Genomic DNA, 23181 nt, shown 5'->3' on the forward strand with positions numbered 1-23181 from the left:
TCATGGAAAATATGGATCACCTATGCTCGAACCCGATGAAAAAGCCCTCCTGCCGGAAGGACTGCATGATACACTGGCCCGTGATGCGGAATATGAGGCCGAGGTCATTGGCCGGCTTTTGACCTGTTTTGCCCGTCAGGGATATGATCTGGTTTTACCGCCACTGGTGGAATTTGAGGAAAGCCTGTTGGCTGGTCCCGGGAAGGCCCAGTCCCGCCACATGTTCCGGGTAATGGATCCGGCTTCACAACGCATGATGGGGGTGCGGACCGACCTCACCGGGCAGGTGGCCCGGATTGCCCGGACCCGTCTAGGCAATGCGCCGCGGCCGCTGCGGCTGGCCTATGCCGGGGACGTATTGCGGGTCAAGGGGACCCAGTTGCGCCCGGAACGGCAGTTTATTCAGTGCGGGGTGGAACTATTGGGCTCGGATTCACCTCAGGCCTATGTGGAAATTATTCTGCTGGCTCATGAGGCGCTGACTTCGGTGGGGATAAAGGAATTGAGTCTGGATCTCACATTGCCCAGTCTTGTGCCGGCCATTTGCCGCGGCATGGACATCACCGAAGACCACGCCCGGGCGGTCCGGCATGCGCTGGATGCCAAGGATATCGGGGAGCTGGAAGCGATTGAGGGGGATATCGGGGAGATTTCCCGTCAACTCCTCAAGGCCGCTGGCGGCGCAGAGACGGCGCTTGATATTCTGGGCCAGCTGACCTTGCCGGCCCCAGCAGAGGCTATGATAGATGAACTGGGGCAGGTGGTCTCCCGTCTGCGCGAGATTGCTCCCGGCTTGCAAATTACCATTGATCCCGGGGAATATCAGGGCTTTGAATACCATACCGGCCTCGGCTTTACCTTGTTTGCACCGGGTGTGCGCGGGGAACTGGGCCGGGGCGGTCGGTATGAGGCCAATGCCGAACTGAAAAGCAAACGCGAACCGGCCACTGGTTTTTCCCTGTATCTGGACAGCCTGATGCGTGCATTGCCGGCGCCTGTACCGGTAAATCGGTTGTATGTTCCCTTTGGCACCGATCCGGCGGAACTCCCCCCGCTCCGGGATCAAAATTACAGAACCGTGCAGGGGCTGGAGCCGTGTGCGGACCCCGTCAAGGAGGCTCGCCGGCTGGGATGTAGTCATGTGCTGAAAGAAGGCACTGTGCTAACGCTCTGACCACCGGGCGGGCGGCGGACTGGCCGGGGGAAATTTAAGTGAATTCGAAGTGGTGAAGTGAAAGGTCTGAAACGTGGCGAATGTTGTTGTGATTGGCTCCCAATGGGGCGATGAGGGCAAAGGCAAGATTGTGGACTGGCTGTCCGAACGGGCCGATGTGGTGGTGCGTTTTCAGGGCGGTCATAACGCGGGTCATACGCTGGTGATTGATGGCACGGTCTACAAACTCAGCCTGTTGCCGTCCGGCATTGTGCGTGGCGGTAAGCTGTCCATCATCGGCAATGGGGTGGTGGTGGACCCTTGGGCACTGATCAGCGAAATTGACCGCTTGAAGGAACAGGGGGTCAACGTGAGCCCCGACAATCTGATTATTGCCGAAAACTGTGCGCTTATTCTGCCGCTGCATGGTGAACTGGACGGGGTGCGGGAGGATGCCGCTAATGTCAGCACCAAGGGCGGGCCAAAAATCGGCACCACCCGTCGCGGCATCGGGCCGGCCTATGAAGACAAGGTGGCGCGCCGGGCGCTCAGGGCCTGTGACCTGTTTTCCGATACGGCTATTGAAAATCGTGTGGATGTGCTGCTCAGCCATCACAATCCTCTGCGTCGGGGGCTTGGGGTGGCGGAAATTAACCGGGACGACCTGATTGCACGGATCAAGGAAATTGCTCCCCGCATCACGCCTTACGTCAAGGCCAGCTGGCGGGTATTGGATGCGGCCAAACATGATCGTCGCCGCATTCTGTTTGAAGGGGCGCAGGGCACCATGCTGGACGTGGACCATGGCACCTATCCCTTTGTTACTTCCTCCAACACCATCTCTTCCCAGGCCGCCGGCGGCAGCGGTACGGGTCCTGGCAATCTGGACTATGTTCTGGGCATCACCAAGGCCTATACCACCCGGGTGGGCGAGGGGCCGTTTCCCACGGAACTGAATGACGAGGTGGGCCGGGGACTCGGGGAGCGCGGCCATGAGTTCGGGACCGTCACCGGACGCAGCCGTCGCTGCGGCTGGTTTGATGCGGTGATGGTGCGCCAGGCAACCAAGATTGGCGGCATTGACGGCATTGCGCTGACCAAACTGGATGTGCTGGATGGCATGGAGGAACTGAAAGTCTGTATCGCCTATGAACTGGATGGCGAGCGGATCGACTATTTCCCCGCCTCGACTGAGGCCCAGGCTCGCGTCAAACCGGTTTACGAGACGCTGGAAGGCTGGTCCGAGAGCACCTTCGGCGCCAGAAGCTGGAAGGACCTGCCGGCCACGGCCATCAAATATATCCGCCGGATCGAGGAACTGATCGAAACCCCGGTGGCGATGCTGTCCACCAGTCCCGAACGCGAAGACACCATCCTGGTGCATGACCCGTTCGAAGATTGAGCGCTCTGACACCTGCTGTCTGAGACATCCGCCGTGATTTTTCGAGGTGATCGCTTACGGGGTCACAAAACGGCCACTTGCCGCCGCATGGGGCAAGGACCACCCGAAATACACCTCGACATCAAGGACCTGTCCCCGCTGAATGGTCAAGACTTCGGTATTTCGAAGTCTTGAGCCGTTTTTCCAGCGCATTTCATAGGTCACGATCACCACATCGTCTTGATGGAGAAACCGGATAAAATTATATCCCGCAACGTCGTTGTGGGAGGGCCAGCAGCGTTCCAGATAAGTTTGCCGGTCAATCCGGTTGTCGTAGGGACTGGTGAAATGAAATTCATCTGCAAGCAATGCTTCAATTTCTGCACGGTCCGAATTGACATAGGCGAGAAAAACCCTTTGGGCCGTGTCCACAGGATCACTCATCGACAAGCACCTCGAATCCTCCCCAGATCAGACGTTTGCCGTCAAAGGGCATCGGGTTGACGGCAGGGTCGACACGAGGGTCATTCATAATTTTTTCCATGCCTGCATCCCGCACCGCGCGCGAGGGCCAGATGACCCAGGAAAAAGTAACTGTCTCCTCCTCTCTGCAGTGAACCGCCTTCGGAAATGACGTTACCTCACCGTCAGGAATGTTGGTGCCCCAACATTCAACAACCTTCAGGGCGCCGTGTTCCTTAAAGACGGCAGCCGCTTCCGTCGCATGTTTGCGAAATGCTTCGCGGTTGGCCGTTGGTACCGCCGCGACGAAACCTTCAATATATTGCATGTTCTGTCTCCCAATCTGATTGCATATTGAAACCAGTTGATTTATAGCTTATCTGATTGTAAATTGCAACTGGTTTGAGAGGAGTAAGAAAATTGGGTCAACGTTCGGGCTGTCCGATTAATTTATCAGTGGAAATTCTGGGGGATCGTTGGAGCCTTGTCATCCTGCGCGACATGATGTTTGGGGGCTATCGCAGCTTTCGTGAAATTCTGACCCATTCGCGTGAAGGGATTGCCAGCAATATCCTTGCCAGTCGCTTGAAGATGTTGCTCAGGGAAGGCCTGGTTACGAAGGCCGGCGACCCGCACCACAAACAGAAATCAATTTACAGTTTGACCGAAAAATCCATTGCCCTTGTGCCGGTCATGGTACAGCTCGGCGCCTGGGGCCGGCGGTTCCTGCCGGTCTCGGAAGAACTTACCATCCGTGCCCAACTCTTGGAGGAGGGGGGGCCGCAGATGTGGGAAGAGTTTATGGAGGAGTTGAGGCATATCCATCTTGGCGCCCCGGTGACGAAGGCGGGCCCGACCGTATCCGACCGCCTGCAAGCGGCCTATGAGGAAGTTGTTGCAAAAAAGGGCCCGTAACCAGGTCAAGTGCACCCCGTGTTGCGGGGGCCAGATTTTGTGATCACGAAACGACTCAAGAAAGTTCTGAATTGTTTTGCAATATCAATGACATAATTAACTCCTGATCGGCCGGAGAACGGGAACGCCTAAGGGCTTGTTTTTGGCCGTTTTTTGGTGAAGCCGTTTCTTGTGGTGCAAATATATTTGACAAAAGGGATCTGTTGACCTTACACAATGCGCCTCTTGCCGAATCGGGCCTTCGCAACGTCGGCAACCGGGAGTGACAGACGCTCCGACTGATCTTAATTGACTGGTTTTGGTTTTGTTGTGGAGGTCCCATGAATGGACTACTTTACTAGCGTAGATGGACTGCTGGCAGAGCGTCTGCCGACCGATCCCGTTTTCTGCTTTCGCCCCCATGCTGCCCGGCGTGCCGCTGAATGGTTCCTCAACCATTTCCAGGGGGATGTGCTCTATGCGGTCAAGGCCAATCCGGAACCGGTGGTCCTGGAGGCGCTTTATGCGGCCGGCATTCGTCATTTTGACGTGGCTTCACCCAAGGAACTGGCCTTGGTGGCCCGGTTCAGGGATGCGCGGTTCTACAACATGAATCCGGTCAAACACCCCCGCCATATTGCGGAAAGTTATTTTGAGTATGGTGTGCGGGATTTTGCCGTGGATTGTCTCGACGAACTGGAAAAAATCAAGCGCATGACTGGGAATGCCCGGGACCTGAACATCTATGTGCGTCTGGCCCTTGCCAATCACAGCAGCATGCTGCCGCTGGAGCATAAATTTGGGGTGCCGATGGACCAGGCGGCGGAACTTCTGGTGGCGGCACGGTTGGCATCAGCCAAGCTTGGCGTGTGTTTCCATGTGGGATCGCAGACCATGGATCCGGAAGCCTATCGGGCTGCCATTCATCAGGCCAATCAGGCGATTATTCAGGCCGGGGTGGTGGTCGATTATCTGGATGTGGGGGGTGGTTTCCCGTCTGCCTATCCGGGTATGGAGGCCCCCCCGCTTGAACAGTATATGGCGACCATCCACCACGCGTTTGAAGAGTCCATGACCTCGGAAAATGCCCGGCTGCTGTGTGAGCCGGGTCGGGCGCTGTGTGCGGAAGCGGCGTCGCTGCTGGTGAGCGTCACGCTGCGCAAAGACAACCGGTTGTATATTACCGAAGGGGCGTATGGGGCGCTGTTTGATGCGGCGCATCTGCGTTTTCCGTTTCCGGTGCGGATGATCCGCCCGACTGGCGAAGCGTCCCGGCGCATGACGGCCTTCATGTTTTACGGGCCGACCTGTGACAGCATTGATACCATTTCAGGTCCCTTCCTTTTGCCCGAAGATATCGGCGAAGGAGATTATATTGAAATTGGCATGCTGGGCGCATATGGCAAGAATCTGCGTACTGCCTTTAACGGATTTCATGACGGGGAAGATGTGATTGTCGGCGATGAACCTTTACAAAGCATGTATCGGCCTGCGGCGGTCTGTTTGCCCGAAATGCCGCGACCTGCTGCCGCGTCGGGCGAAAGCGGGCAGAGACCGGAAAACATCATCGCCCTGGATATGTAACCCAGAGTGAATTGTGTCGATCTCGTCAGAATTTACTCTAAACCAACAGGATTGAGCCATGACTGAAAGAAGCAACGAAAAAGCCGCCCTGCTTAACAAGGTGGTCGAACATATTGACATTACCTCGTTTGACGCCCGCCCCATTATCGACAGCATGGGGAAAATGTCCTTTACGTCGCGGGATCTGGCCCGGGCCACTGGCATTTTTAACGAGATGCTGGCGGATAAGGACTGTTCCGTGATCCTGACCATTGCAGGGTCCACATCCGCCGGGGGGTGCATGCAGCTTTATGCGGATCTGGTGAAATACAACATGGTGGATGCGGTTGTCGCCACCGGGGCCAGCATTGTGGACATGGATTTTTTTGAGGCGCTGGGCTTCAGGCATTACCAGGCCGAGGGCGAGGTTGATGATCGGAAGCTGCGGGACCTGTATATCGACCGCATCTATGACACCTATATCGACGAGGAAGAGTTACAGCATTGCGATCACACCATTAAGGAAATTGCCGACGGGCTGGAAAAGCGGCCTTATTCGTCCCGCGAATTTATCCGGGAAATGGGGCGCTGGCTGACCACAAACGCCAAAAAACAGGGCAGCTTGATTCAGACCGCTTACGAGAATGATGTGCCGATTTTCTGCCCGGCCTTTACCGATTCCAGCGCCGGGTTCGGTCTGGTTCTGCATCAGGTGGAAAATCCAGGAAATCATATGACGCTTGACAGTATTGCCGATTTTCGGGAGCTGACCGAAATCAAGATTGCGGCGGGCCAGACCGGGCTGTTGATGATCGGCGGCGGGGTGCCGAAAAACTTCACCCAGGACACGGTGGTCTGTGCCGAAATTCTGGGCAAGGAAGTGGATATGCACAAATACGCCATCCAGATTACCGTGGCCGATGTGCGGGATGGGGCCTGTTCCTCTTCGACGTTGAAAGAAGCCTGTAGCTGGGGCAAGGTGGATATTGTCAAGGAACAGATGGTCTATGCCGAAGCCGGGTCCGTGCTACCGCTGCTGGCCAGTGACGCCTATCATCGCGGCCTGTGGAAAGATCGTGAGCCGCGCCGTTTCGCCAAACTGTTTGACAAGTAGGTTGGTGCCATGAATTTTGACTATCTTTCCCCCGAGGACGGGTTTCTCGGGCTTCAAGCGGAACAGGCCGCGGCCCCGGAAGAGGCCCGGGCGGTGATCATTCCGTTCGGGCTTGAGGGGTCCGTCTCCTATGAAGGCGGGACCCGCCGGGGGCCGCAGGCCATGATCGCGGCGAGCCATCAGGTGGAGCTGTTTGATGAAGAACTGTGGTGTGAACCGTTTTCCCAATATGGGGTGGCAACGCTGAAGGAGCCTACCATTGGGGAGACGATCGCCGAAGAACTGGACCGGCTGGAGGCCATTGTCGAGCAGGTGCTTGCCGAAGGCCGTTTCCCCATGACCTTTGGCGGGGAACATTCCATCACTGCCGGCACGATCCGTCCCTTTGCCCGACGCTATGATGATCTGGCAATGCTGCATTTCGATGCCCATGCGGACCTGCGCGACGGGTATGAAGGGGAGCATTATTCCCATGCTGCCGCCATTCGTCGCTGCCTTGATTTTGAACATATTGAAATCGTGTCCGTGGGCATTCGCAATATTTCCGCGGAGGAAATCCCGTTTCTGGACCAAAACCGCCACCGTATCCATATTCATTGGGGCAAGGATCGTGCTCGCTGGAATGTGGAGGAGATTGTGGCGCCGCTTAAGGGTCGGCCGATTTACCTTACTTTTGACGTGGACGGGTTTGACGCAAGCCTTATGCCCGCCACCGGCACGCCGGAACCGGGCGGGCTGTTCTGGCAGGACGCTATGGAAATCATCAAAGCCGCCAGCGAGGTGGGCACCATTATTGGTGCCGATATCAATGAGCTGGCCCCGCGGGAGGGGTTGCATGGCTGCGATTTTCTGGCCGCCAAGCTGGCCTACAAGATCCTCAATTACGCCCTGACCAGCAGAATGGGTCAATCTATGCACGATTTACTCTAGGGATCGTATTGCTGGCGCTTACGATGCAACACGGAACAGAACGTCACCGCAAACCCGATAGGGCGTGGCGATACCAGGCGGATATCATGGGTCGCTACAGCCAGCGGCGGACCCGGGATTTATAGGTGCGGTATCGCTCGCCGAATTTTTCTTCCAGATAAGCTTCTTCGCGCAGAATGACGCCGTAATGCATCACCACTAGGACCGGCAGCAGAAGCAGAAAAATCCACACGTTGTCAAACAGAAACCCAAAGGCGGCCATGATCAGGGTAAATCCCACATACATGGGATTGCGGCTAAAGGCGTAAAGGCCGGTCTCATAAATGTCCGGGGTGGGCTCCAGCGGATCGGGATTCTGTTGCCCCCGCAAAAAAGGCAAGACGCTGAGCAGCAGTAACAGCAGTCCTGAACCCAGCAGCAGGCCCCCCGTAATGTCGCCGGCCAGTTCCAGCCCAAGGGATAATGGCAGCACATATTGAAGCCCCACGGCAATGCCGATGCCAAGGGCATAAATCACCGGCGGGCGGGTAACGACCCGGGCGTGGTCGCTCTGTTTGACCTGGTTGGTTTCAGGCATGACGATACTCCCCAAGGATGTCGGTGGGGGATGAGAGTCCCACTCTGGAGGCAACAGATTTATTCCTGACGTGTGCCGAGTGTATCCTGTTCCATTCAGCGGGGCCACTGGAAATATTGCCATAGACGGTATGCATCAATTTTGGGGCTGCTCACCTTGTCAGACGCCTGGGTCAGACGCCTGGCCCGATGTCCCGCATCGCCCGGCACGTCTTCTGCGGGAGGCGGGCCGCAATCCGTCAACAGGATTGAGTCAAGCTATCCACAACTCACTCTAGGACACGCGGATTTTGTGTTTCGGCATTTTCGTTCTATACTTACTCTTTTATAACAAAATAACAGTCTGAATATCAGAGGATTGGCAGGCGGGAGTGGAAAGGGATGTCATGAATGGAGATCTATTGGTGAAGGCCGCAATCTGGGTGTTCAGCCTGATTATGGCGCTGGTGTTCATTGCCACCGGCATTGGTAAACTGGCCGGAATCGAAGCCCATCTCGTCAACTATTCCGCCTGGAACTTCCCGCAATGGGGCTTGTTGGCCTTGGGCGGGGTGGAGATTGTGGGCGGTATTTTCCTGCTGGTGCCCCGCTGGGCGTTCCTCAGTGCCGGGTTGTTGTGTTTGGATCTTCTGGTGAGCGGTGCCCTGCATTTTGCCCATGATGAGCCGTCCCTGGTGCTGCGGGCCTTGATTTTGGGCTTTATCCTGTTGGCGCTATGTTATCTGCGTTTGAAACAACGCTATACGCTCTCCTTTGAGGCAATCGGGACCAGAGGGCAGGAAAACCGTCCGGACGAAGCCGCGGACAAAATGACGGATTCCTTTTGCCCGACAAACAATAATTCATGACAGAATAACAGATAAGTGAGCCGGAAGGCCAAGGCCGGGCGCGCCGGCCCGGGCCTAGAGTGAATTGAGTCAACCGATGTACAATTCACTCTAGCCGCGCACTTCCTGTACCACTTCATTGGTGAGTGGATTAATGCTTTTCAGCACCACATTGTAGCCCCATAGCCGCCGCATATGCGCCAGCACCTTTTCGGCGCTGCTCTTGTCCAACGGGATGTGGTTGTTCATGCTGTGGGTGAGGGTGAGCGTCCGGTCCCCGGCCATATCCACATGACTGACCTGAATGTCCAGATCCTGATTGGCCACGGAATATTGTGCCGAAAGCGCCTCGCGCAGGGCCCGGTACCCGCTCTGGTTATGGATGTGGCTGACTTCGATATAAGGGCTGCCCATATCGTCGTGAATATTGAACAGACGCATTTCCCGCATCAGATGAGGGCTGAGAAACTGCAGGATGAAACTTTCATCCCGGTAATTGGCCCAAGCGTCTTTCAGCGTTTCTATGGCGTTGTTGTTGCCGGCGATGTCGGGAAACCAGGCGCGGTCCTCATCCGTGGGGTTTTCACAGATCCGTTGGATGTCCATCATCATGTTAAACCCCAGCGCATAGGGGTTGATGCCGGAAAAATATTTACTGTCAAAGTCAGGCTGGGCCACGACGCGGGTGTGAAAATCCAGAAATTCCAGCATTGCGCCTTCGGTGATCAGGCCCTTGTCATACAGCTGGTTCATCAGCGTATAATGCACGTAACAGGCACAGCCTTCATTCATCATCTTGGTCTGGCGCTGGGGATAGAAATACTGCGCTACAGATCGCACAATGCGCAGGATTTCACATTGCCAGCGTTCCAGAACCGGGCTGTTCTTTTCCAGAAAATACAACAGATTGGATTCCGGGATGCCCAGCTTCTGCGCCAGCTGGCTGTCCATGACATTATTTTCGCCGTTTTTGCTTTTTTTGGCCGGCGGCAGGGTGCGCCACAGTTCATTATACTGTTTTTCCTCATATTCCAGGCGCTCCATCTGCCGTTTCCAGATCTTGGCGTCATCCAGTTTGGTCGGCCGGGTATATCGGTCCACGCCCTGATCCCTGAGCGCATGTGCGGAATCGAGAATTTTTTCTACTTCCTTGAAGCCATAACGTTCTTCGCATTTGGCGATATAGTTTTTGGCAAATTGCAGATAGTCGAGAATGGCGCTGGCGTCGGTCCATTGTTTGAATAGGTGGTTGTTTTTGAAAAAATGATTATGGCCAAAAGCCGCGTGCGCCATGACCAGGGTCTGCATGGTCATGGAGTTTTCTTCCATGATATAACAGATGCACGGGTCCGAATTGATGACAATTTCATAGGCCAGTCCGGAAAACCCCTTGCGATACATGATTTCGTCGCGAATGAAGCTTTTGCCGAAGGACCAGTGATTGTACATCAGCGGCATGCCGATGGAGCTGTAGGCGTCCAGCATTTGTTCGGAAGTGATGACTTCGATCTGGATGGGATAAACATCCAGTTTCAATTCATTGAGCGCAATATCCTCCAGCGCCCGGAAGGTCTTGTCAATGGTCTGGAAATCCCATTCTGCTCCCTCATAAAGAGGTTGAGCGGCCTGTGGGCGTTTCTTATGCGTTTTTGTCATGAACTGTTCCCCTCTCCAGCCCGCGTTGCGGCGTCGGCTTTTTCGGAACTGCCGCTCAGATCCCGGTTTTTGGCAAACAGGTCATGCAGGACCGGATAAATATCCGCGGCTTTGGTAACCCGCCGGATGGCGAAATTGCGGTTGGTTTTGCGTACCTGGTCATAAGCTTCCCACAGCCGCGTGCTGCCGTTCCCGCCCATGAACATTTCCGATTCCTCGCTGTCCCAGATTTCCACATAGGCGAAATACTGGCACAGCGGCAGCAGCACATCATTGAGCATATGTTGGCAATGGGCATTGTCGCTGTTGAGGTTGTCGCCGTCCGAGGCCTGGGCAGCGTAGATGTTCCAGTCTTCAGGCGGATACCGTTCCCGGATCACCTGTTCCATCACTTCCAGCGCGGTGGACACAATCGTGCCGCCGGTCTCCCGGGAATAAAAGAAGGTTTCCTCGTCCACCTCGCTGGCATGATGGGTGTGACGGATAAAGACCAGCTCTACCTTGGAATACTGTTTTTTCAGAAACAGATGCAGCAGCATAAAAAACCGCTTGGCCAGTTCCTTGTGCATTTCGCTCATGGAACCGGAGACGTCCATCAAGCAGAACATCACGGCATGGGTGTTGGGTTTTTCTATTTGGGTGAAATTGCTGTAACGCACATCAATCGGGTCGATATAGGGGACCAGTCGTCTGCGGCGCTGCTTCGTCTCCAACTGGCCCAGAAGATATTCCAGTTCCTTGTTCTCTTTTTCAGTTCGGTGTTCCTTGGCTCTCAGCGCGGTGATGCGTTCTTCCAGTTCCTCGATTTCCTGTTCCGTCGGCCGCCTTAGGGTCAGCCGCCGCGCCAGCGAATTGCGCATGGTAAGCTTCAGGTTGAGATTGGCGGGCGGGCCATCCTTTTTATAACCGGCGCGCCGATATTCATGCACCACTTCTTCCTTGATGGATTTTTTGACAAAATCCGGCAAGGCCATATCCTCAAACAGGATGTCCAGAAACTCATCCCGGCTGAGGGTGAAAGAAAAGGCGTCTTCGCCATCACCTTCGGCGCTGGCCTCGCGGCCGCCCTGTCCCTGTCCTTCTCCCTGTTCGGGACGTTTGATGCGGTCGCCGGGCATGAACTCCTTGTTCCCCGGCAGGACCCGGTTGCGCACCCCCTTGTTTTTGTCGCCCACCAGACGGGGTTCATCCAGACCCTCTGAGGGAATGCGGATTTTTTCAGAAGAGTCAATGTCGGCGATTTTCCGGTTTTTGACAGCTTCATCCACGGCTTTTTTAATCTGTTTCCGGGCCCGATGGATGAATCTTTGCCGGTTGGTCAGGCTTTTTCCCTTGGGGTTCAGCCTTCTGTCGATGATATGCATCATGACGCCATTACTCTCCTTGTGACAATCGGCAGTCTCCTGTCAGAACCGGGCAACGCCCTGCAGACCGGCCGGCCTTAACCGGCCTTGTTGACCCGCATATACCATTCCACCAGCCGATGGACCTGGCGTTCACTGTAGCCCCGTTCCTTCATGCGCTGGACAAATTCATGGTGTTTGTGTTCGGTGTCCTTATCCTTTTTGCTGCCGAAGCTGATCACCGGCAGCAGATCCTCAACCTTGCTGAACATGCGTTTTTCGATGACGGAACGCAGTTTTTCATAAGAGGTCCACCTCGGATTCTGTCCGGCATTGTTGGCCCGGGCCCGAAGCGCAAATTTCACCACTTCATTGCGGAAGTCTTTCGGGTTGGAAATGCCTGCCGGTTTTTCAATTTTGCTCAACTCCTGGTCCAGCACCTTGCTGTCCAGCAGCTGCCCGGTGTCCGGATCCTTGAAGTCATGTCCTTCGATCCAGGCATCGGCATAGGCGATATAGCGGTCAAACAGGTTCTGGCCGTAATCGGAATAGGATTCCAGATAGGCTTTCTGAATCTCGTTGCCGATGAATTCCGCATATCGGGGGGCCAGTTCGCTTTTGATAAAGCCGATATATTTTTTCTCCAGATCGTCGGGCAGCTGTTCGCGCAGCAGCGCCTTTTCCAGAACATACATCAGATGCACCGGATCCGCGCCCACCTCGTGAGTGTCATAGTTGAAGGTTTCGGCAAGCGTCTTGAAGGCAAAGCGGGTGGAAATGCCGTCCATGCCCTCGTCCACGCCGGCCATATCTTTATATTCCTGCATGGGTTTGGCCTTGGGGTCCACATCTTTCAGGTTTTCCCCGTTATAGACCCGCATCTTGGAATAGATGTTGGAATTTTCGTGTTCCCGCAGACGGGTCATGACACTGAAACGGGCCAGCATTTCCAATGTGCCGGGGGCGCAATGGCTGGTATTCAGGTCGGAATTGGCCAGCAGTTTTTCATAGATCTTGACCTCTTCATCCACTCGCAGGCAATAGGGCACCTTGATCACATAAACCCGGTCGATGAAAGCCTCGTTGTTTTTGTTGTTTTTGAAGCTCTGCCATTCCGCCTCGTTGGAATGGGCCATGATGATGCCTTGATAGGGAATGGCACCCAGATTCTCGGTACCGATATAGTTGCCTTCCTGGGTTGCGGTCAGCAGCGGGTGCAGCATCTTGATCGGCGCCTTGAACATTTCCACGAATTCCAGAATACCCTGGGTGGTGCGGTTCAGGCCGCCGCTATAGGAATAGGCGTCGCTGTCATTCTGGCTGAAATATTCTAGTTTCCGGATATCCACCTTGCCCACGAGTGTGGAAATATCCTGATTGTTTTCATCACCCGGTTCGGTTTTGGCAATGGCAATCTGGCGCAGCTTGGAGGGATAGATTTTGGCCACGGAAAACTTGGTCAGATCGCCTTCAAACTGGTCGAGCCGTTTTAGTGCCCAGGGAGAAATCAGGCCGGTCAGCCGATAGCGGGGAATGTTGTATTTGTCTTCAAACACATCTCCCATACGTTCGGGGTCAAACAGTCCCAGCGGGGATTCAAAAATCGGGCTGATTTCGTCGCCGGCTTTGAGTACATAAATGGGACATTTTTCCATGAGGGTCTTGAGCTGTTCGGCGAGAGAAGATTTCCCCCCGCCCACAGGTCCCAGCAGGTAAAGCACCTGTTTGCGCTCCTCCAAGCCCTGGGAGGCGTGTTTGAAGAAGCCCACCAGGCGTTCGATGGTTTCTTCCATGCCGAAAAAATTCTCGAAACTTTTGTAGCGTTTGATGGTGCGGTTCATGAAGATCCGCCCCAGGCGTTCATCCTTGGACGTGTCAATCAGCTCAGGTTCGCCGATGGCGTGGATCATGCGCTCGGCGGCACTGGCATACATCATGGGATCATCTTTGCAGCCGTGAAGGTATTCGCGCAGCGACAGTTCCGCTTCCATGTGTTTTTCATAGTGCGTCGAATACAAGTCAAAGATGTCTTCTTCATTAGTCATATGCGGCTACTCCCGACTTTGGTTGAATTCAGGACACTGTCAGGAACCGAAAGCAGAAATCGAGATCAGGAAGTCAGGCGAATGCGCCGTGTGAATGGTTGCAAGCGAAAGCCGACCCTGCTCCGTTTCCGACAATGTGCCAGAAGGAAGTTGTGCATCGGATGGTCACCAGCTTTCCCTTGCCGGGAGCCATGCAGTCTGCACGACTTCCCTCCCTTATTGTCGCCTCTCCAGCTCTTTTTTCGGGAGGCGACCTAGAATCTGGTACCCTGAGACATGCCCAGGAACTAAAAAATGTGACTAACTTTAGACCATCAATGAATAGTGTAATTATGGACTAAATTGATTAATGAGTGATGAATAGGCAAAGATCAGTATAGTAGTGAACAACCCCAGTATGACACAATCTTAACCCAAAATCATGTTTAAAAATCGGCACTTCCCCAAAAAATAGCAGGAGGGTGTCAGTTTGTTCACATTTCAGATATGGGGATTTGCCTTCCTGAAAAAAAGGGGGAGACGGAAAAAAATACGACGGCGCCCCATCTTAGGAGCAGGCCGTATCCCTTCTATTTCCGGCCTGTTTCCAGAGGTTTTTCCCGATTTTTCCAATCTTGCCGACTTTGCTCACATTAAAAATCAGCACACAGGAAATGGACAGAACCACGCCGCCCCATCCGATCAGATTAATCGGGGCATAGACGATTTTTTCGGGCACAACCAGCCAGGTCAGGAAACTGGCCAAGATCGTGACCAATGGCGTGAGGGCTACCACCGAACTGACCTGGGTGGTCTCCCAGTGTTTCAGGCTTTCACTGAAGGCTCCATAAGCGATCAAGGTGTTAAAGGCACAAAAGATCAGAATGCCCCAGTCTGCAGAGTCCAACCGCAGGAGATCTTCCGGAGTGCTCAATGGCGCCAGAAGAACTAACGCCTGAAGATAAATAAACAGCAAAATGTTCGATGAGGACAGTTTGCCAAATAGGGTGCGTTGTAACAGGGCGTAGAAGCTCCAGATCAGAGCCGCGCCGATGGCGATTCCAACCCCGGTCAGAAGCCGGTCGTCGGCAGTACCGAATTCCGCCAATGAGTCGTTGAAAAACAGGAGAATGCCTGTCACCAACCCCAGGGCGCAGGCGATCTGGAGGGCGGTCAGCCGTTCCTTGAAAAAGATGATACCGCCCAACGCCAGAAAAATCGGGGTGGTCTGGGAGACGATGGTCAGGGCATTGGGGGTGATGAATTCCAGCGCGTAAATAAACCCGACATAATCAATAATCAAAAACAGGCCGGCAAAAAACAGGATCCCCCAGTCCTTTTTGCTCAGGGCCTGGTATTCCCCCAGTTTGCCGCGCAGGAACTGGATCATAAGACTGAAAACGGCGGCCACCATGAAGCGGAACCAGGTCACGGTGACGGAATCCAGCTTTTCCAGGGAAAACAGCAGGGCAATGGGCAGGATCCCCCAAAACAGCACAGTCACCGCAATATAAAACAGACCGGTTCTGAAATTTTTTTCGTAAAGCGGCATGGCGACCCGTCAGAAGTCCGTACATATATGGAGATTGATTTTTTGGATGAATGCCCTGAATATAGACCGTCCTGATAAAAGTCAAACGCAATCAGCAAGACAAAAAACGAGTCCGACAAACCCGAAAGGGATTGGGGCAAGGGTCTGAAAGGGGGACGACATGTTGAGTATGGCGGGATTGATCGGGGGGCTGATTCTGTTGATCATCCTGACAATCCGGGGGGTGAATATCCTTATTGCGGCGCCCGTGAGTGCTTTGGTGGTGGCCCTGTCCAGTGATATTGCCCTATTGCCGCAGATGGCGGCGGAAGGCGCGCCCAGTTTCACTGTGGATTATATGACCGGTTTTGCCGGGTTCCTGAAGGACTGGTTTATCGTTTTTCTTTTGGGGGCCATGTTTGGCAAGGTGATGGAGGACAGCGGCGCGGCGGATAGTGTTGCCCACTGGGTAGTTCAGGCGCTGGGTATGAAACATGCCGCGCTTGCGGTCATTCTGGCCTGTGCCATTCTCACCTATGGGGGGGTGAGTGTGTTCGTGGTGGCTTTTTCAGTTTTTCCCATGGCCCTGAGCCTGTTCAAGGAGGCCAATCTGCCGCGCCGGTTTATTCCGGCGGCGCTGGCCTTTGGGTCCGTCACCTTCACCATGACCTCGGCGGGATCGGTGGAAATCCAGAACTTCCTGCCTTCAGGCTATCTGGGCACCAATCATTTTGCCGGCTGGCAGGTGAGTATTATTGTTGCCCTGTTCATGGCGTCCACAGGGATCTGGTGGTTTGAAAAAATGTTGGCCCGGGCAAAGGCCAATGGAGAGATCTTCGAGGCGCGCGAGGGGGATCCGGAGGAAAAAAACTATGACCGCCTGCCGCCGCCGCTTCTGGGGCTTGTTCCGCTTGTTGTGGTGTTAGGCACCAGTTTTTATTTCAGCGTAATACTGGATTATGGCAAATCCGCGTTGATTGTGGCGCTGCTGGCGGGCCTGATCGCAGCGGTTGTTATTTACCGCAATCATTTCACCAATCTGGGGGCGGCGTTGTCGGTGGCCACTTTCGGCGCGCTGATCGCCATCAGCAATACCTGCGCCGTCGTGGGGTTCGGCAGCATTGCCAAACTGACGCCGGCCTTTCAGGTGGCCCTGGACTATATGACCCATCTGCCAGGCAATGAATTGATCGGGGCAGCGGTGGCGGTGAGTGTGATTGCCGCGCTCACGGGATCGGCGTCCGGCGGGCAGGCCATTGCCCTGCCATTGCTGGCACCGCATTATCTTGCGCAGGGGGTGGATCCCGAAGCCCTGCATCGGGTGGTGGCGATTTCTTCTGGCGGGCTCGACTCGCTGCCTCATAATGGTTATGTGGTGACCACGATCCGCGCCATTTGTGGAGAAACCCATAAATCGGCCTATCTACCGGTGGGGGCGCTGACGGTGGTGATCCCGTTTATTGGGGCTATCCTCGCGATTATCCTGTTCTTGCTTGGTCTCTAGAGCGGAATCATGCGATAACGTGTGCATGACGAAAACACCGGAAGACTTTGCTCCCTATATCCGCATTCTCGGACGCGGCCCCACCAATGCCCGCCACCTGACCCGGGAGGAGGCGCGGGAGGCGTTTGCCGGGGCGCTGTCGGGCAAGATGGCCGATGTGCAGATCGGCGCTCTGTTGTTGTTGCTGCGTTATCGCGGGGAAGATGCGGCGGAACTGGCCGGCATTGTGGAAGCCATGCGCGACAGTCTTGCGGGCAACCCCGCCATGCCGTCGCCGGAAGAAGGGTATCGGGACCTGATTGATTGGCCCTCATATGCGGCGGGCAAAAGCCGGGAACTGCCCTGGTTCCTACTTTCAGCAAAACTTCTGGCGGAAAACGGCCACAAGGTGTTCATGCACGGTTATAACAGCCATCTGGAAAAGGGACTGGCGACGGAAAACTGCCTGCCGGCCATAGGCGAGACGGCCTGCCGGTCCCTTGAAGACGCCCGGGAAAAACTTGAAGTGGACAATTTTGCTTTTCTGCCGCTTAAAACCTATTCCCCGCGCATTCTGGAATTTCTTAAACTGAGACGGTTTTTGGGGGTGCGCTCCATCATCAATACGGCGGTGCGGCTGATTAATCCTTTCCGGGCGGATACCCTGTTTCTGGGCATTTTCCATCCGCCCTATATCCGGCTCAATCTTGAGGCGGCCAGGCTTCTGGGCCAGCCCCGCCTTGGCGTGGTCAAGGGTGGCGCAGGTGAAGCAGAACGTAATCCGTTCAAAAAAATCATTCTTTATGCTCTGCTTATGGGGGAAGAAGAGCAGACCGGCTGGCCGGCGGGCCTTAACCCCCGGGAGGTGGAGAAAATGCCCGTAACGCTGGATCATCTGGGGCGGGTCTGGCGCGGGGAAGTACGGGATGAAAAAGGCCTGGCCACGCTCTTGGGCACGGCGGCGCAGGCTTTGTATCTGAAGGGATGTGCCGAAACACCTGAACAGGCGGAGAAAATGGCCCGGGTTTATTGGCAGGCTCATCTTTCACAAAGACAATAAGGGAGAAAATATTATGGCACGTGTGCTGGGTCCGGGGGGATTCTTTTTCAAGGTCAATGATCCGGAGAACCTGAAACAATGGTACAGCCGTCATCTGGGGTTGGCGTTTGATGAATATGGCGGTGTAAAGTTCGATTTTGCGGAACAGGCGCAGTCGGACCGCGAGTCCTATGTGTTGTGGGGCATGTTCCGGGCGGATACAGACTATTTTGGTCCCCACAAACATGATTTTATGTTTAATTTCCGGGTTGATGACCTGGACGGGATTCTGGAAAGATTGGCGGCGGAAGGGGTGGAAATCCTGCCCGAGCGGGAAGAGGAATATTACGGCCGTTTTGCCTGGGTCCTGGACCCGGAAGGCCACAAGATCGAACTGTGGGAACCGCCGCTCAGACAGGGTGACACCCAATAGGGAGGCGGAAGCAATTTACTCTAAGCAAGTCGCCGGATGGTGCGCCTAATCCAGATATAGGCTATAAGCCCGGTAACCAGGTTTGCAGCGCTGAGAACGGCGAAAATCACAGGCAGATTAAAATAATAGGCAGCCAGGATAATCAATGGCAGCGGCAGCACTACGGTGCGTAAGGTAGAGATCATTACGCCGGGCAGTGGTTTGCCGAGGCCGTTGAAGGTGGCGTTGGCAGTCATGACAAAACCGTAAGCGCCGTAAGACAGCGGCACGATGGAAAGATAGGCGGTGGCCACTTCCACGATGCGGGCATCGTCGTTAAACAGGCTGGCAAGCGGTTCTGCCACAAGCGCGATAAGAACCGCCAGCACAATCCCCCAGCTCACACAGAAAACGGCGCAGATCTTCATGGCCTGTTCAATGCGCTCATATTGATGTGCCCCCAGGTTCTGCCCGGCAAAGGGACCGATCACGGCGGAAAGAGCAAAAAAGAAAATCATTGCCAGGGATTCGATGGAGGTGGCTACATGGGTGCCGGCCACGGCCTTGACGCCGTATTCTGAAATAATGGCGATCAGGATCAGGGCGGCGATCGGAATGATCATGTTGGTGCCTGCCGCGGGCAGCCCTACATGCAGGATTTTGCGCAAGGACGGGCGAAAGGCGCTGATCACCTTGCGGCTGAACTGAAGCACTTCAAAGCGGTGATAAAGATATCCGTAAATGGCCAGGAACGACCCGCCGCGGGCGATCAGGGTGGCCAGGGCGGCGCCCTCCAGTTCCAGTCGTGGGAATCCCAGCAGGCCGAAAATCAGGATTGGATCGAGAATGGCGTTGGCCACGGCGGCCCAGATGTTGATGTGGGTCTGCAGGATGGTGTTGCCCATGGCGCGCATGATGCCCTGGCCGACCATCGGGGCAATGATGAACAGGGTGGAAAAATACCAGATGGTCACATAGTCACGGATCAGCGGCATGATTTTTTCATCGGCACCAATCAGGGTAAACAGTGGATCAACGGTCAGAAGACCGACCACCGTAAAGGTCAGCGAAAAAATGACGCAGATCAGAAAGGCATTGGTGGACAAACGGATCATTTCCGCATGGTCCTTCTGGCCATAGGCGCGGGCGAGCACCGAGGAGGTGCCCGCACTCAATCCGATAGAAGCGGCCACCACCACCATGGCAACGCGGGAGACATATCCCACCGCGGCAAGCTCCTGGGGACCAAGCTGTCCCACGAAATAGAGATCCACATTGATAAAGGCCATCGTACAGAAAATGCCGATCACCATCGGCAGGGCCATGTCCAGAAGGTGTTTGTGAACGGCGCCCTGGGTAAGGTCTCTGTGAATCGGCTTTTTTGAATTGGTGGCCATAAACGCGGGATCCCTGGTGACGAGTGGTTATAAGTATTTTTTTGAGTTTCACAGATGGGATAAAAACACGACTTTTTCAAGAAAGCCAGTTTTCTTTAATTCAGAGAAGATGTCCGTGAGGAACGCCGCAGGGCGGTTTTCTACAGGACCGGTCGCTTCTTTCCCGCTTTTTCTTGTCAATCTCTTGCCAGTTCTCTTGTCAACTTGGGGGGGCAGCGTATATGGTGTGACGTCATTGGTTACAGCAAGAGGGGGTTACAGCAAGATGGAGAAGGGGATGCTGGTTATCGTTTCGCCCGCGAAAAAACTGGATTATGAGACGGAAATTACGGCCCAGACCTGGAGCGAACCGGACTTTCTTGAAGACAGTGCGGAACTGATCAAAACGGCGCGGCAATTGACACGCTCGGAGATTGCCGGACTGATGAAGCTCAGCGATAGTCTTGCCGATCTCAATTATCGGCGCTTCCACGATTTTTCCACCCCCTTCACCCCGGCTAATGCCCGTCCGGCCATCTATGCGTTCAAGGGAGACACCTATGTCGGACTGGATGCGCCCAGCCTCACGAAAGAAGACCTTGATTATGCTCAGGACCATCTGCGTATCCTCTCAGGGCTTTACGGCCTTTTGCGGCCGCTGGACCTGATGCAGGCATACCGGCTGGAAATGGGCTGCCGGCTCAGCAATCCGCGGGGCCGCAATCTTTATGATTTTTGGGGCGATAAGCTGACCGAGGCGCTTAATACCCTCCTCGAACAGCAGAACAGCGATGTGCTGGTTAACTGTGCATCCAATGAATATTTCAAAGCCATAAAACCCAAAAACCTCAAAGCGCGTGTCATCACTCCGACCTTCAAACAGGTCAAGGATGGCAAGGTCAAGTCACTGGGGATGATGGCGAAACGGGCCCGGGGCATGATGGCGCGCTTTATCATCCAGAACCGGATCGAAACCCCGGAGGATCTGAAAAAATTCGATATGGACGGGTATGTCTTCCAGCCGGCCCTATCCGACCATGAAAATTTTGTTTTCCATAAGATCAGCCAGTAGGGCGGCCGTCGTATGGCCGATAGCCTGCCCTTTTTTCTGCTGGCGGCTCCGCTGGTTCTGCTGACCGGAATTTCCAAGGGAGGGTTTGCCAATGGTCTGGGCAGTATTACGGTGCCGCTCCTGTCGGTGCTGATTGACCCGCGCCAGGCGGCGGGCATCATGCTGCCCATTTTGTGTTTCATGGATCTTCTGGCGCTCTGGCAGTATCGCCGGGGCTGGGACGCCACCAGTCTCAGGCTCATGATCCCCGGAGCGCTTATCGGCATTGGCATTGGTACCCTCACCTTCCATCTCATGAATGTGGATATGCTGCGTCTGGTGGTGGGGCTGATGGCGGTTTATTTTGTTCTGAATTTCCTGTGGGCAAAAGTGCGGCAAAGCGCGCCGAAGGCCAAGGGACATAACCCGGCTAAGGGTGGCTTGTTTGGCCTGCTTGCCGGCTTTGTCAGTTTTGTGGCGCATGCGGGCGGGCCGCCAGTGGCCATGTATTTGTTGCCGCTCAGGCTGCACAAAACAACTTTGGTGGCTACCTCTGTGGTGTTTTTTACCACTGTGAATTATGTGAAGCTTATCCCTTATGCCTGGCTCGGACAGCTGTCGCCCGGCAATCTCAGAACCTCGCTGATCCTGCTGCCGCTGGCGCCGCTGGGCATCTGGCTGGGCGCCTGGATGCATCGGAATTTTTCCGACCGGCTGTTTTATGTGTTTTTTTACGGTGTGCTGTTTGTGGTAGGGGTGAAGCTCACGGTGGAGGGCCTGTGGGCCCTCCTGTAAAATGAGATCAGAACGGGATCCAGTCGCGATCCTTGGTCAGATGCATATAACCGATATTGGCGCCGGCTCGCAGGCCGACCCCGACCCGGATCGGGGCGATGATGATATCGTCCTTTTGCTGATAGTTCATCCCCAGGCCGCCGATGTAATAGAAACTGCCTTCCACGGCCGGAAAGCGTTGATAGATGTCGTGGACGTCATGGAGGTTATAGACCAGCGCAAAAACCCGTGAGGCGTTGCCGCCCACATCAAAGCCGATGGATGGTCCTTTCCAGTAGATGCGGCTGTCGCCTTCGATTTTGTGGGACAGAGTGCCGTCGCCATATCTGAGCCCCACCACCAGTGCACCGCTGCCTTCGGTGCCGATGATATAGGCGTTGGGCCGTCCGTGATCCTTGAACGCCTTTTCAATGAGTTTCGCCAGGGCCTCGGACCCGCCGCCCAGGAAGTCGGACGCGGCGTTCATGATGCTTTTTTCATCATAGGTATTGGCGTAATTGGTCCCGTCCTGGTTCTGGCGGTACTTGCTGCCGTCAACCGGTTTGTCGCCCTGGCCGCTGCTGGCGCAGCCGGACAATATCAGCATGCTGGAAAACAAAGCGGTTATCAGGATGTTACGCATGTGATCCCCTTTTTAAAAGTGGCCCGCTCAGCGGGGCTGATCCTGGTCGGCTTTGTGAGAAAAGGTCCGGTTGAGGACCCAGTAAGCCGGGAATATCCAAACGATACCTGCAATAAGGTAGCAGATCAACTGCATCACAATCTGATCTGCAAAAATGGCTTCAATAAGGCGGCTGGCAAGCAAGGCATAGACAGACAGTCCGATCATGAGGATGACAATGCCAAACAGTTTTTTCAGGGAAGGTCGCATGGCGGGTATCTCGATCTGTTGCTCTCTCAATTTATCTCGGTTGGGGTATTTCCGTTATGGGACTCAGGACATCAGGCCGATCATCCGAAAAACATAGATCATGAGATGAATTCCGGCATAAGCCCCAAGGCCCAGCACGACGGCAATGATCATCAGGCGCAGATGTGTTTGAAGGGTGCTCAGGAATTTTTTCAAAATCTCAGCTTTCCGTCCGGATATTTGCGTCTGTAGCCTTTCAGAATCATCTTTTCCGTTGCTGACCATAAACCATAATCAGACAAGTCGCCAAGCGGAACCCATCGGGCGTCAATGGCGTCATCTCCCGGAACGATATCTCCCCCCGCATAAAGTCCCACAAAGTCGATCAGGCTGTAATGATGCCGGATGGCGCCGCTCTCGTCCGGGTCAATGAGGTCCAGCACATCCAGCAGTTCCAGGTCCTTCACCCGGATGCTGGTTTCTTCAAGAACTTCCCGTGCCGCTGTCTGGTGAAGACTTTCCCCCAAATTCTGGGCACCGCCGGGAATACTCCAACGGTCCTTTTTGGGCGGTTTTCTGCGCCGGATAAGCAGTACCTCGTCCTGGCGGAACACCACGGTGCCTACGGCGACGATCGGACGGTCGGGATACTCCCTTTTCATTCAGTTGTTCTCCTGTATGCTTGTTCGGGCGTGAGCAGACTATTGGGCATCGGAACGAA

The 23181-nt window shown here is 54.8% G+C and carries 24 protein-coding genes; 12 read left to right on the top strand and 12 right to left on the bottom strand.

The window, feature by feature from the left end; all coding sequences use genetic code 11:
* The first annotated feature begins 22 nt into the window (after positions 1–22).
* A complete protein-coding gene (locus tag FE788_RS02110) occupies positions 23–1174 on the top strand; it encodes an ATP phosphoribosyltransferase regulatory subunit (protein ID WP_138379080.1) in 1152 nt (383 codons plus the stop codon).
* A gap of 73 nt (positions 1175–1247) precedes the next feature.
* Positions 1248–2555, top strand: a complete 1308-nt coding sequence (locus tag FE788_RS02115; RefSeq protein WP_138379081.1) for an adenylosuccinate synthase — start codon at positions 1248–1250, stop codon at positions 2553–2555.
* Between the two features lie 54 nt (positions 2556–2609).
* Here FE788_RS02115 and FE788_RS02120 read toward each other — a convergent pair whose 3' ends face one another.
* Positions 2610–2978 (bottom strand): nuclear transport factor 2 family protein, encoded by a 369-nt coding sequence (locus tag FE788_RS02120; RefSeq protein ID WP_138379082.1) that lies wholly within the window; start codon positions 2976–2978, stop codon positions 2610–2612.
* Positions 2971–3324, bottom strand: a complete 354-nt coding sequence (locus tag FE788_RS02125; protein WP_138379083.1) for a DUF1428 domain-containing protein — start codon at positions 3322–3324, stop codon at positions 2971–2973. The genes FE788_RS02120 and FE788_RS02125 overlap by 8 nt, the downstream gene beginning before the upstream one ends.
* A 92-nt stretch (positions 3325–3416) precedes the next feature.
* Between FE788_RS02125 and FE788_RS02130 the strand changes: the two genes are divergently transcribed.
* The 4 genes from FE788_RS02130 to speB all read left to right on the top strand — a co-directional run bounded on the left by FE788_RS02130 (position 3417) and on the right by speB (position 7497).
* A complete protein-coding gene (locus tag FE788_RS02130; RefSeq protein ID WP_210414099.1) occupies positions 3417–3911 on the top strand; it encodes a winged helix-turn-helix transcriptional regulator in 495 nt (164 codons plus the stop codon).
* Between the two features lie 324 nt (positions 3912–4235).
* Positions 4236–5474 (top strand): type III PLP-dependent enzyme, encoded by a 1239-nt coding sequence (locus FE788_RS02135; protein WP_138379084.1) that lies wholly within the window; start codon positions 4236–4238, stop codon positions 5472–5474.
* Positions 5475–5532: 58 nt separating this feature from the next.
* A complete protein-coding gene (locus FE788_RS02140; RefSeq protein ID WP_138379085.1) occupies positions 5533–6567 on the top strand; it encodes a 1,9-bis(guanidino)-5-aza-nonane synthase in 1035 nt (344 codons plus the stop codon).
* A 9-nt stretch (positions 6568–6576) separates the two neighbouring features.
* Positions 6577–7497, top strand: a complete 921-nt coding sequence (gene speB / locus FE788_RS02145) for an agmatinase (protein ID WP_138379086.1) — start codon at positions 6577–6579, stop codon at positions 7495–7497.
* Between the two features lie 94 nt (positions 7498–7591).
* Here speB and FE788_RS02150 read toward each other — a convergent pair whose 3' ends face one another.
* Complete coding sequence (locus FE788_RS02150; RefSeq protein ID WP_168190226.1) at positions 7592–8074, bottom strand: methyltransferase family protein; 483 nt, start codon at positions 8072–8074, stop codon at positions 7592–7594.
* A 385-nt stretch (positions 8075–8459) separates the two neighbouring features.
* Here FE788_RS02150 and FE788_RS02155 point away from each other — a divergent pair, with 385 nt between their 5' ends.
* Complete coding sequence (locus tag FE788_RS02155) at positions 8460–8921, top strand: DoxX family protein (RefSeq protein ID WP_138379088.1); 462 nt, start codon at positions 8460–8462, stop codon at positions 8919–8921.
* 90 nt (positions 8922–9011) lie between these two features.
* Here FE788_RS02155 and FE788_RS02160 read toward each other — a convergent pair whose 3' ends face one another.
* The 4 genes from FE788_RS02160 to FE788_RS02175 all read right to left on the bottom strand — a co-directional run bounded on the left by FE788_RS02160 (position 9012) and on the right by FE788_RS02175 (position 15475).
* Positions 9012–10556 (bottom strand): SpoVR family protein, encoded by a 1545-nt coding sequence (locus FE788_RS02160; protein ID WP_138379089.1) that lies wholly within the window; start codon positions 10554–10556, stop codon positions 9012–9014.
* Positions 10553–11923: a YeaH/YhbH family protein gene (locus FE788_RS02165; RefSeq protein ID WP_138379090.1), complete on the bottom strand. Its 1371-nt coding sequence runs from the start codon at positions 11921–11923 to the stop codon at positions 10553–10555. Before FE788_RS02165 ends, FE788_RS02160 begins: the two co-directional genes overlap by 4 nt.
* Before the next feature lie 74 nt (positions 11924–11997).
* Positions 11998–13944 (bottom strand): PrkA family serine protein kinase, encoded by a 1947-nt coding sequence (locus FE788_RS02170; protein ID WP_138379091.1) that lies wholly within the window; start codon positions 13942–13944, stop codon positions 11998–12000.
* Between the two features lie 547 nt (positions 13945–14491).
* Complete coding sequence (locus FE788_RS02175) at positions 14492–15475, bottom strand: DMT family transporter (protein WP_138379092.1); 984 nt, start codon at positions 15473–15475, stop codon at positions 14492–14494.
* Between the two features lie 160 nt (positions 15476–15635).
* On the opposite strand from FE788_RS02175, the gene FE788_RS02180 reads away from it, so the two are divergent.
* From FE788_RS02180 to FE788_RS02190, 3 genes are read left to right on the top strand one after another with little or no spacing between them, the layout of a single operon-like run.
* On the top strand, positions 15636–16958 hold the full coding sequence (locus FE788_RS02180; protein ID WP_138379093.1) for a GntP family permease: 1323 nt from the start codon (positions 15636–15638) through the stop codon (positions 16956–16958).
* Positions 16959–16983: 25 nt separating this feature from the next.
* On the top strand, positions 16984–17997 hold the full coding sequence (locus FE788_RS02185) for a glycosyl transferase family protein (RefSeq protein WP_138379094.1): 1014 nt from the start codon (positions 16984–16986) through the stop codon (positions 17995–17997).
* A 13-nt stretch (positions 17998–18010) separates the two neighbouring features.
* Positions 18011–18409 carry a VOC family protein gene (locus tag FE788_RS02190; RefSeq protein WP_138379095.1) on the top strand — a complete coding sequence of 133 codons (399 nt, stop codon included), beginning with the start codon at positions 18011–18013 and terminating at the stop codon, positions 18407–18409.
* Positions 18410–18429: 20 nt separating this feature from the next.
* On the opposite strand, the gene FE788_RS02195 is transcribed toward FE788_RS02190, so the two are convergent.
* The gene (locus tag FE788_RS02195; RefSeq protein ID WP_138379096.1) at positions 18430–19785 is read right to left on the bottom strand and encodes an MATE family efflux transporter; all 1356 of its coding nucleotides are present in this window, start codon (positions 19783–19785) and stop codon (positions 18430–18432) included.
* Positions 19786–20062: 277 nt separating this feature from the next.
* On the opposite strand from FE788_RS02195, the gene yaaA reads away from it, so the two are divergent.
* Positions 20063–20836, top strand: a complete 774-nt coding sequence (yaaA, locus tag FE788_RS02200) for a peroxide stress protein YaaA (RefSeq protein ID WP_138379097.1) — start codon at positions 20063–20065, stop codon at positions 20834–20836.
* Between the two features lie 12 nt (positions 20837–20848).
* Entirely contained in the window at positions 20849–21610 is a 762-nt protein-coding gene (locus FE788_RS02205; RefSeq protein WP_138379098.1) for a sulfite exporter TauE/SafE family protein, read from the top strand.
* Positions 21611–21617: 7 nt separating this feature from the next.
* Here FE788_RS02205 and FE788_RS02210 read toward each other — a convergent pair whose 3' ends face one another.
* The 4 genes from FE788_RS02210 to FE788_RS02220 all read right to left on the bottom strand — a co-directional run bounded on the left by FE788_RS02210 (position 21618) and on the right by FE788_RS02220 (position 23122).
* Positions 21618–22232, bottom strand: a complete 615-nt coding sequence (locus tag FE788_RS02210; protein ID WP_210414100.1) for a DUF1134 domain-containing protein — start codon at positions 22230–22232, stop codon at positions 21618–21620.
* Positions 22233–22259: 27 nt separating this feature from the next.
* Complete coding sequence (locus FE788_RS02215; RefSeq protein ID WP_138379099.1) at positions 22260–22481, bottom strand: DUF2842 domain-containing protein; 222 nt, start codon at positions 22479–22481, stop codon at positions 22260–22262.
* Positions 22482–22544: 63 nt separating this feature from the next.
* Positions 22545–22676 carry a hypothetical protein gene (locus FE788_RS14325; RefSeq protein ID WP_281277177.1) on the bottom strand — a complete coding sequence of 44 codons (132 nt, stop codon included), beginning with the start codon at positions 22674–22676 and terminating at the stop codon, positions 22545–22547.
* Positions 22673–23122, bottom strand: coding sequence for an NUDIX hydrolase (locus tag FE788_RS02220; protein WP_138379100.1), 450 nt, complete (start codon positions 23120–23122; stop codon positions 22673–22675). The genes FE788_RS14325 and FE788_RS02220 overlap by 4 nt, the downstream gene beginning before the upstream one ends.
* Positions 23123–23181: the final 59 nt, after the last annotated feature.

Source organism: Luteithermobacter gelatinilyticus (genome assembly GCF_005849285.1).
Classification (GTDB): Bacteria; Pseudomonadota; Alphaproteobacteria; order Sphingomonadales; family Emcibacteraceae; genus Luteithermobacter; species Luteithermobacter gelatinilyticus.

Excerpts from the sequence above, each read along its gene's own strand:
- FE788_RS02110 (WP_138379080.1), top strand. The coding sequence starts at position 23 with ATGCTCGAACCCGATGAAAAAGCCCTCCTGCCGGAAGGACTGCATGAT.
- FE788_RS02120 (WP_138379082.1), bottom strand. The coding sequence starts at position 2,978 with ATGAGTGATCCTGTGGACACGGCCCAAAGGGTTTTTCTCGCCTATGTC.
- FE788_RS02125 (WP_138379083.1), bottom strand. The coding sequence starts at position 3,324 with ATGCAATATATTGAAGGTTTCGTCGCGGCGGTACCAACGGCCAACCGC.
- FE788_RS02135 (WP_138379084.1), top strand. The coding sequence starts at position 4,236 with ATGGACTACTTTACTAGCGTAGATGGACTGCTGGCAGAGCGTCTGCCG.
- FE788_RS02140 (WP_138379085.1), top strand. The coding sequence starts at position 5,533 with ATGACTGAAAGAAGCAACGAAAAAGCCGCCCTGCTTAACAAGGTGGTC.
- speB (WP_138379086.1), top strand. The coding sequence starts at position 6,577 with ATGAATTTTGACTATCTTTCCCCCGAGGACGGGTTTCTCGGGCTTCAA.
- FE788_RS02150 (WP_168190226.1), bottom strand. The coding sequence starts at position 8,074 with ATGCCTGAAACCAACCAGGTCAAACAGAGCGACCACGCCCGGGTCGTT.
- FE788_RS02155 (WP_138379088.1), top strand. The coding sequence starts at position 8,460 with ATGAATGGAGATCTATTGGTGAAGGCCGCAATCTGGGTGTTCAGCCTG.
- FE788_RS02160 (WP_138379089.1), bottom strand. The coding sequence starts at position 10,556 with ATGACAAAAACGCATAAGAAACGCCCACAGGCCGCTCAACCTCTTTAT.
- FE788_RS02165 (WP_138379090.1), bottom strand. The coding sequence starts at position 11,923 with ATGATGCATATCATCGACAGAAGGCTGAACCCCAAGGGAAAAAGCCTG.
- FE788_RS02170 (WP_138379091.1), bottom strand. The coding sequence starts at position 13,944 with ATGACTAATGAAGAAGACATCTTTGACTTGTATTCGACGCACTATGAA.
- FE788_RS02175 (WP_138379092.1), bottom strand. The coding sequence starts at position 15,475 with ATGCCGCTTTACGAAAAAAATTTCAGAACCGGTCTGTTTTATATTGCG.
- FE788_RS02180 (WP_138379093.1), top strand. The coding sequence starts at position 15,636 with ATGTTGAGTATGGCGGGATTGATCGGGGGGCTGATTCTGTTGATCATC.
- FE788_RS02185 (WP_138379094.1), top strand. The coding sequence starts at position 16,984 with ATGACGAAAACACCGGAAGACTTTGCTCCCTATATCCGCATTCTCGGA.
- FE788_RS02190 (WP_138379095.1), top strand. The coding sequence starts at position 18,011 with ATGGCACGTGTGCTGGGTCCGGGGGGATTCTTTTTCAAGGTCAATGAT.
- FE788_RS02195 (WP_138379096.1), bottom strand. The coding sequence starts at position 19,785 with ATGGCCACCAATTCAAAAAAGCCGATTCACAGAGACCTTACCCAGGGC.
- yaaA (WP_138379097.1), top strand. The coding sequence starts at position 20,063 with ATGCTGGTTATCGTTTCGCCCGCGAAAAAACTGGATTATGAGACGGAA.
- FE788_RS02205 (WP_138379098.1), top strand. The coding sequence starts at position 20,849 with ATGGCCGATAGCCTGCCCTTTTTTCTGCTGGCGGCTCCGCTGGTTCTG.
- FE788_RS02210 (WP_210414100.1), bottom strand. The coding sequence starts at position 22,232 with ATGCGTAACATCCTGATAACCGCTTTGTTTTCCAGCATGCTGATATTG.
- FE788_RS02215 (WP_138379099.1), bottom strand. The coding sequence starts at position 22,481 with ATGCGACCTTCCCTGAAAAAACTGTTTGGCATTGTCATCCTCATGATC.
- FE788_RS02220 (WP_138379100.1), bottom strand. The coding sequence starts at position 23,122 with ATGAAAAGGGAGTATCCCGACCGTCCGATCGTCGCCGTAGGCACCGTG.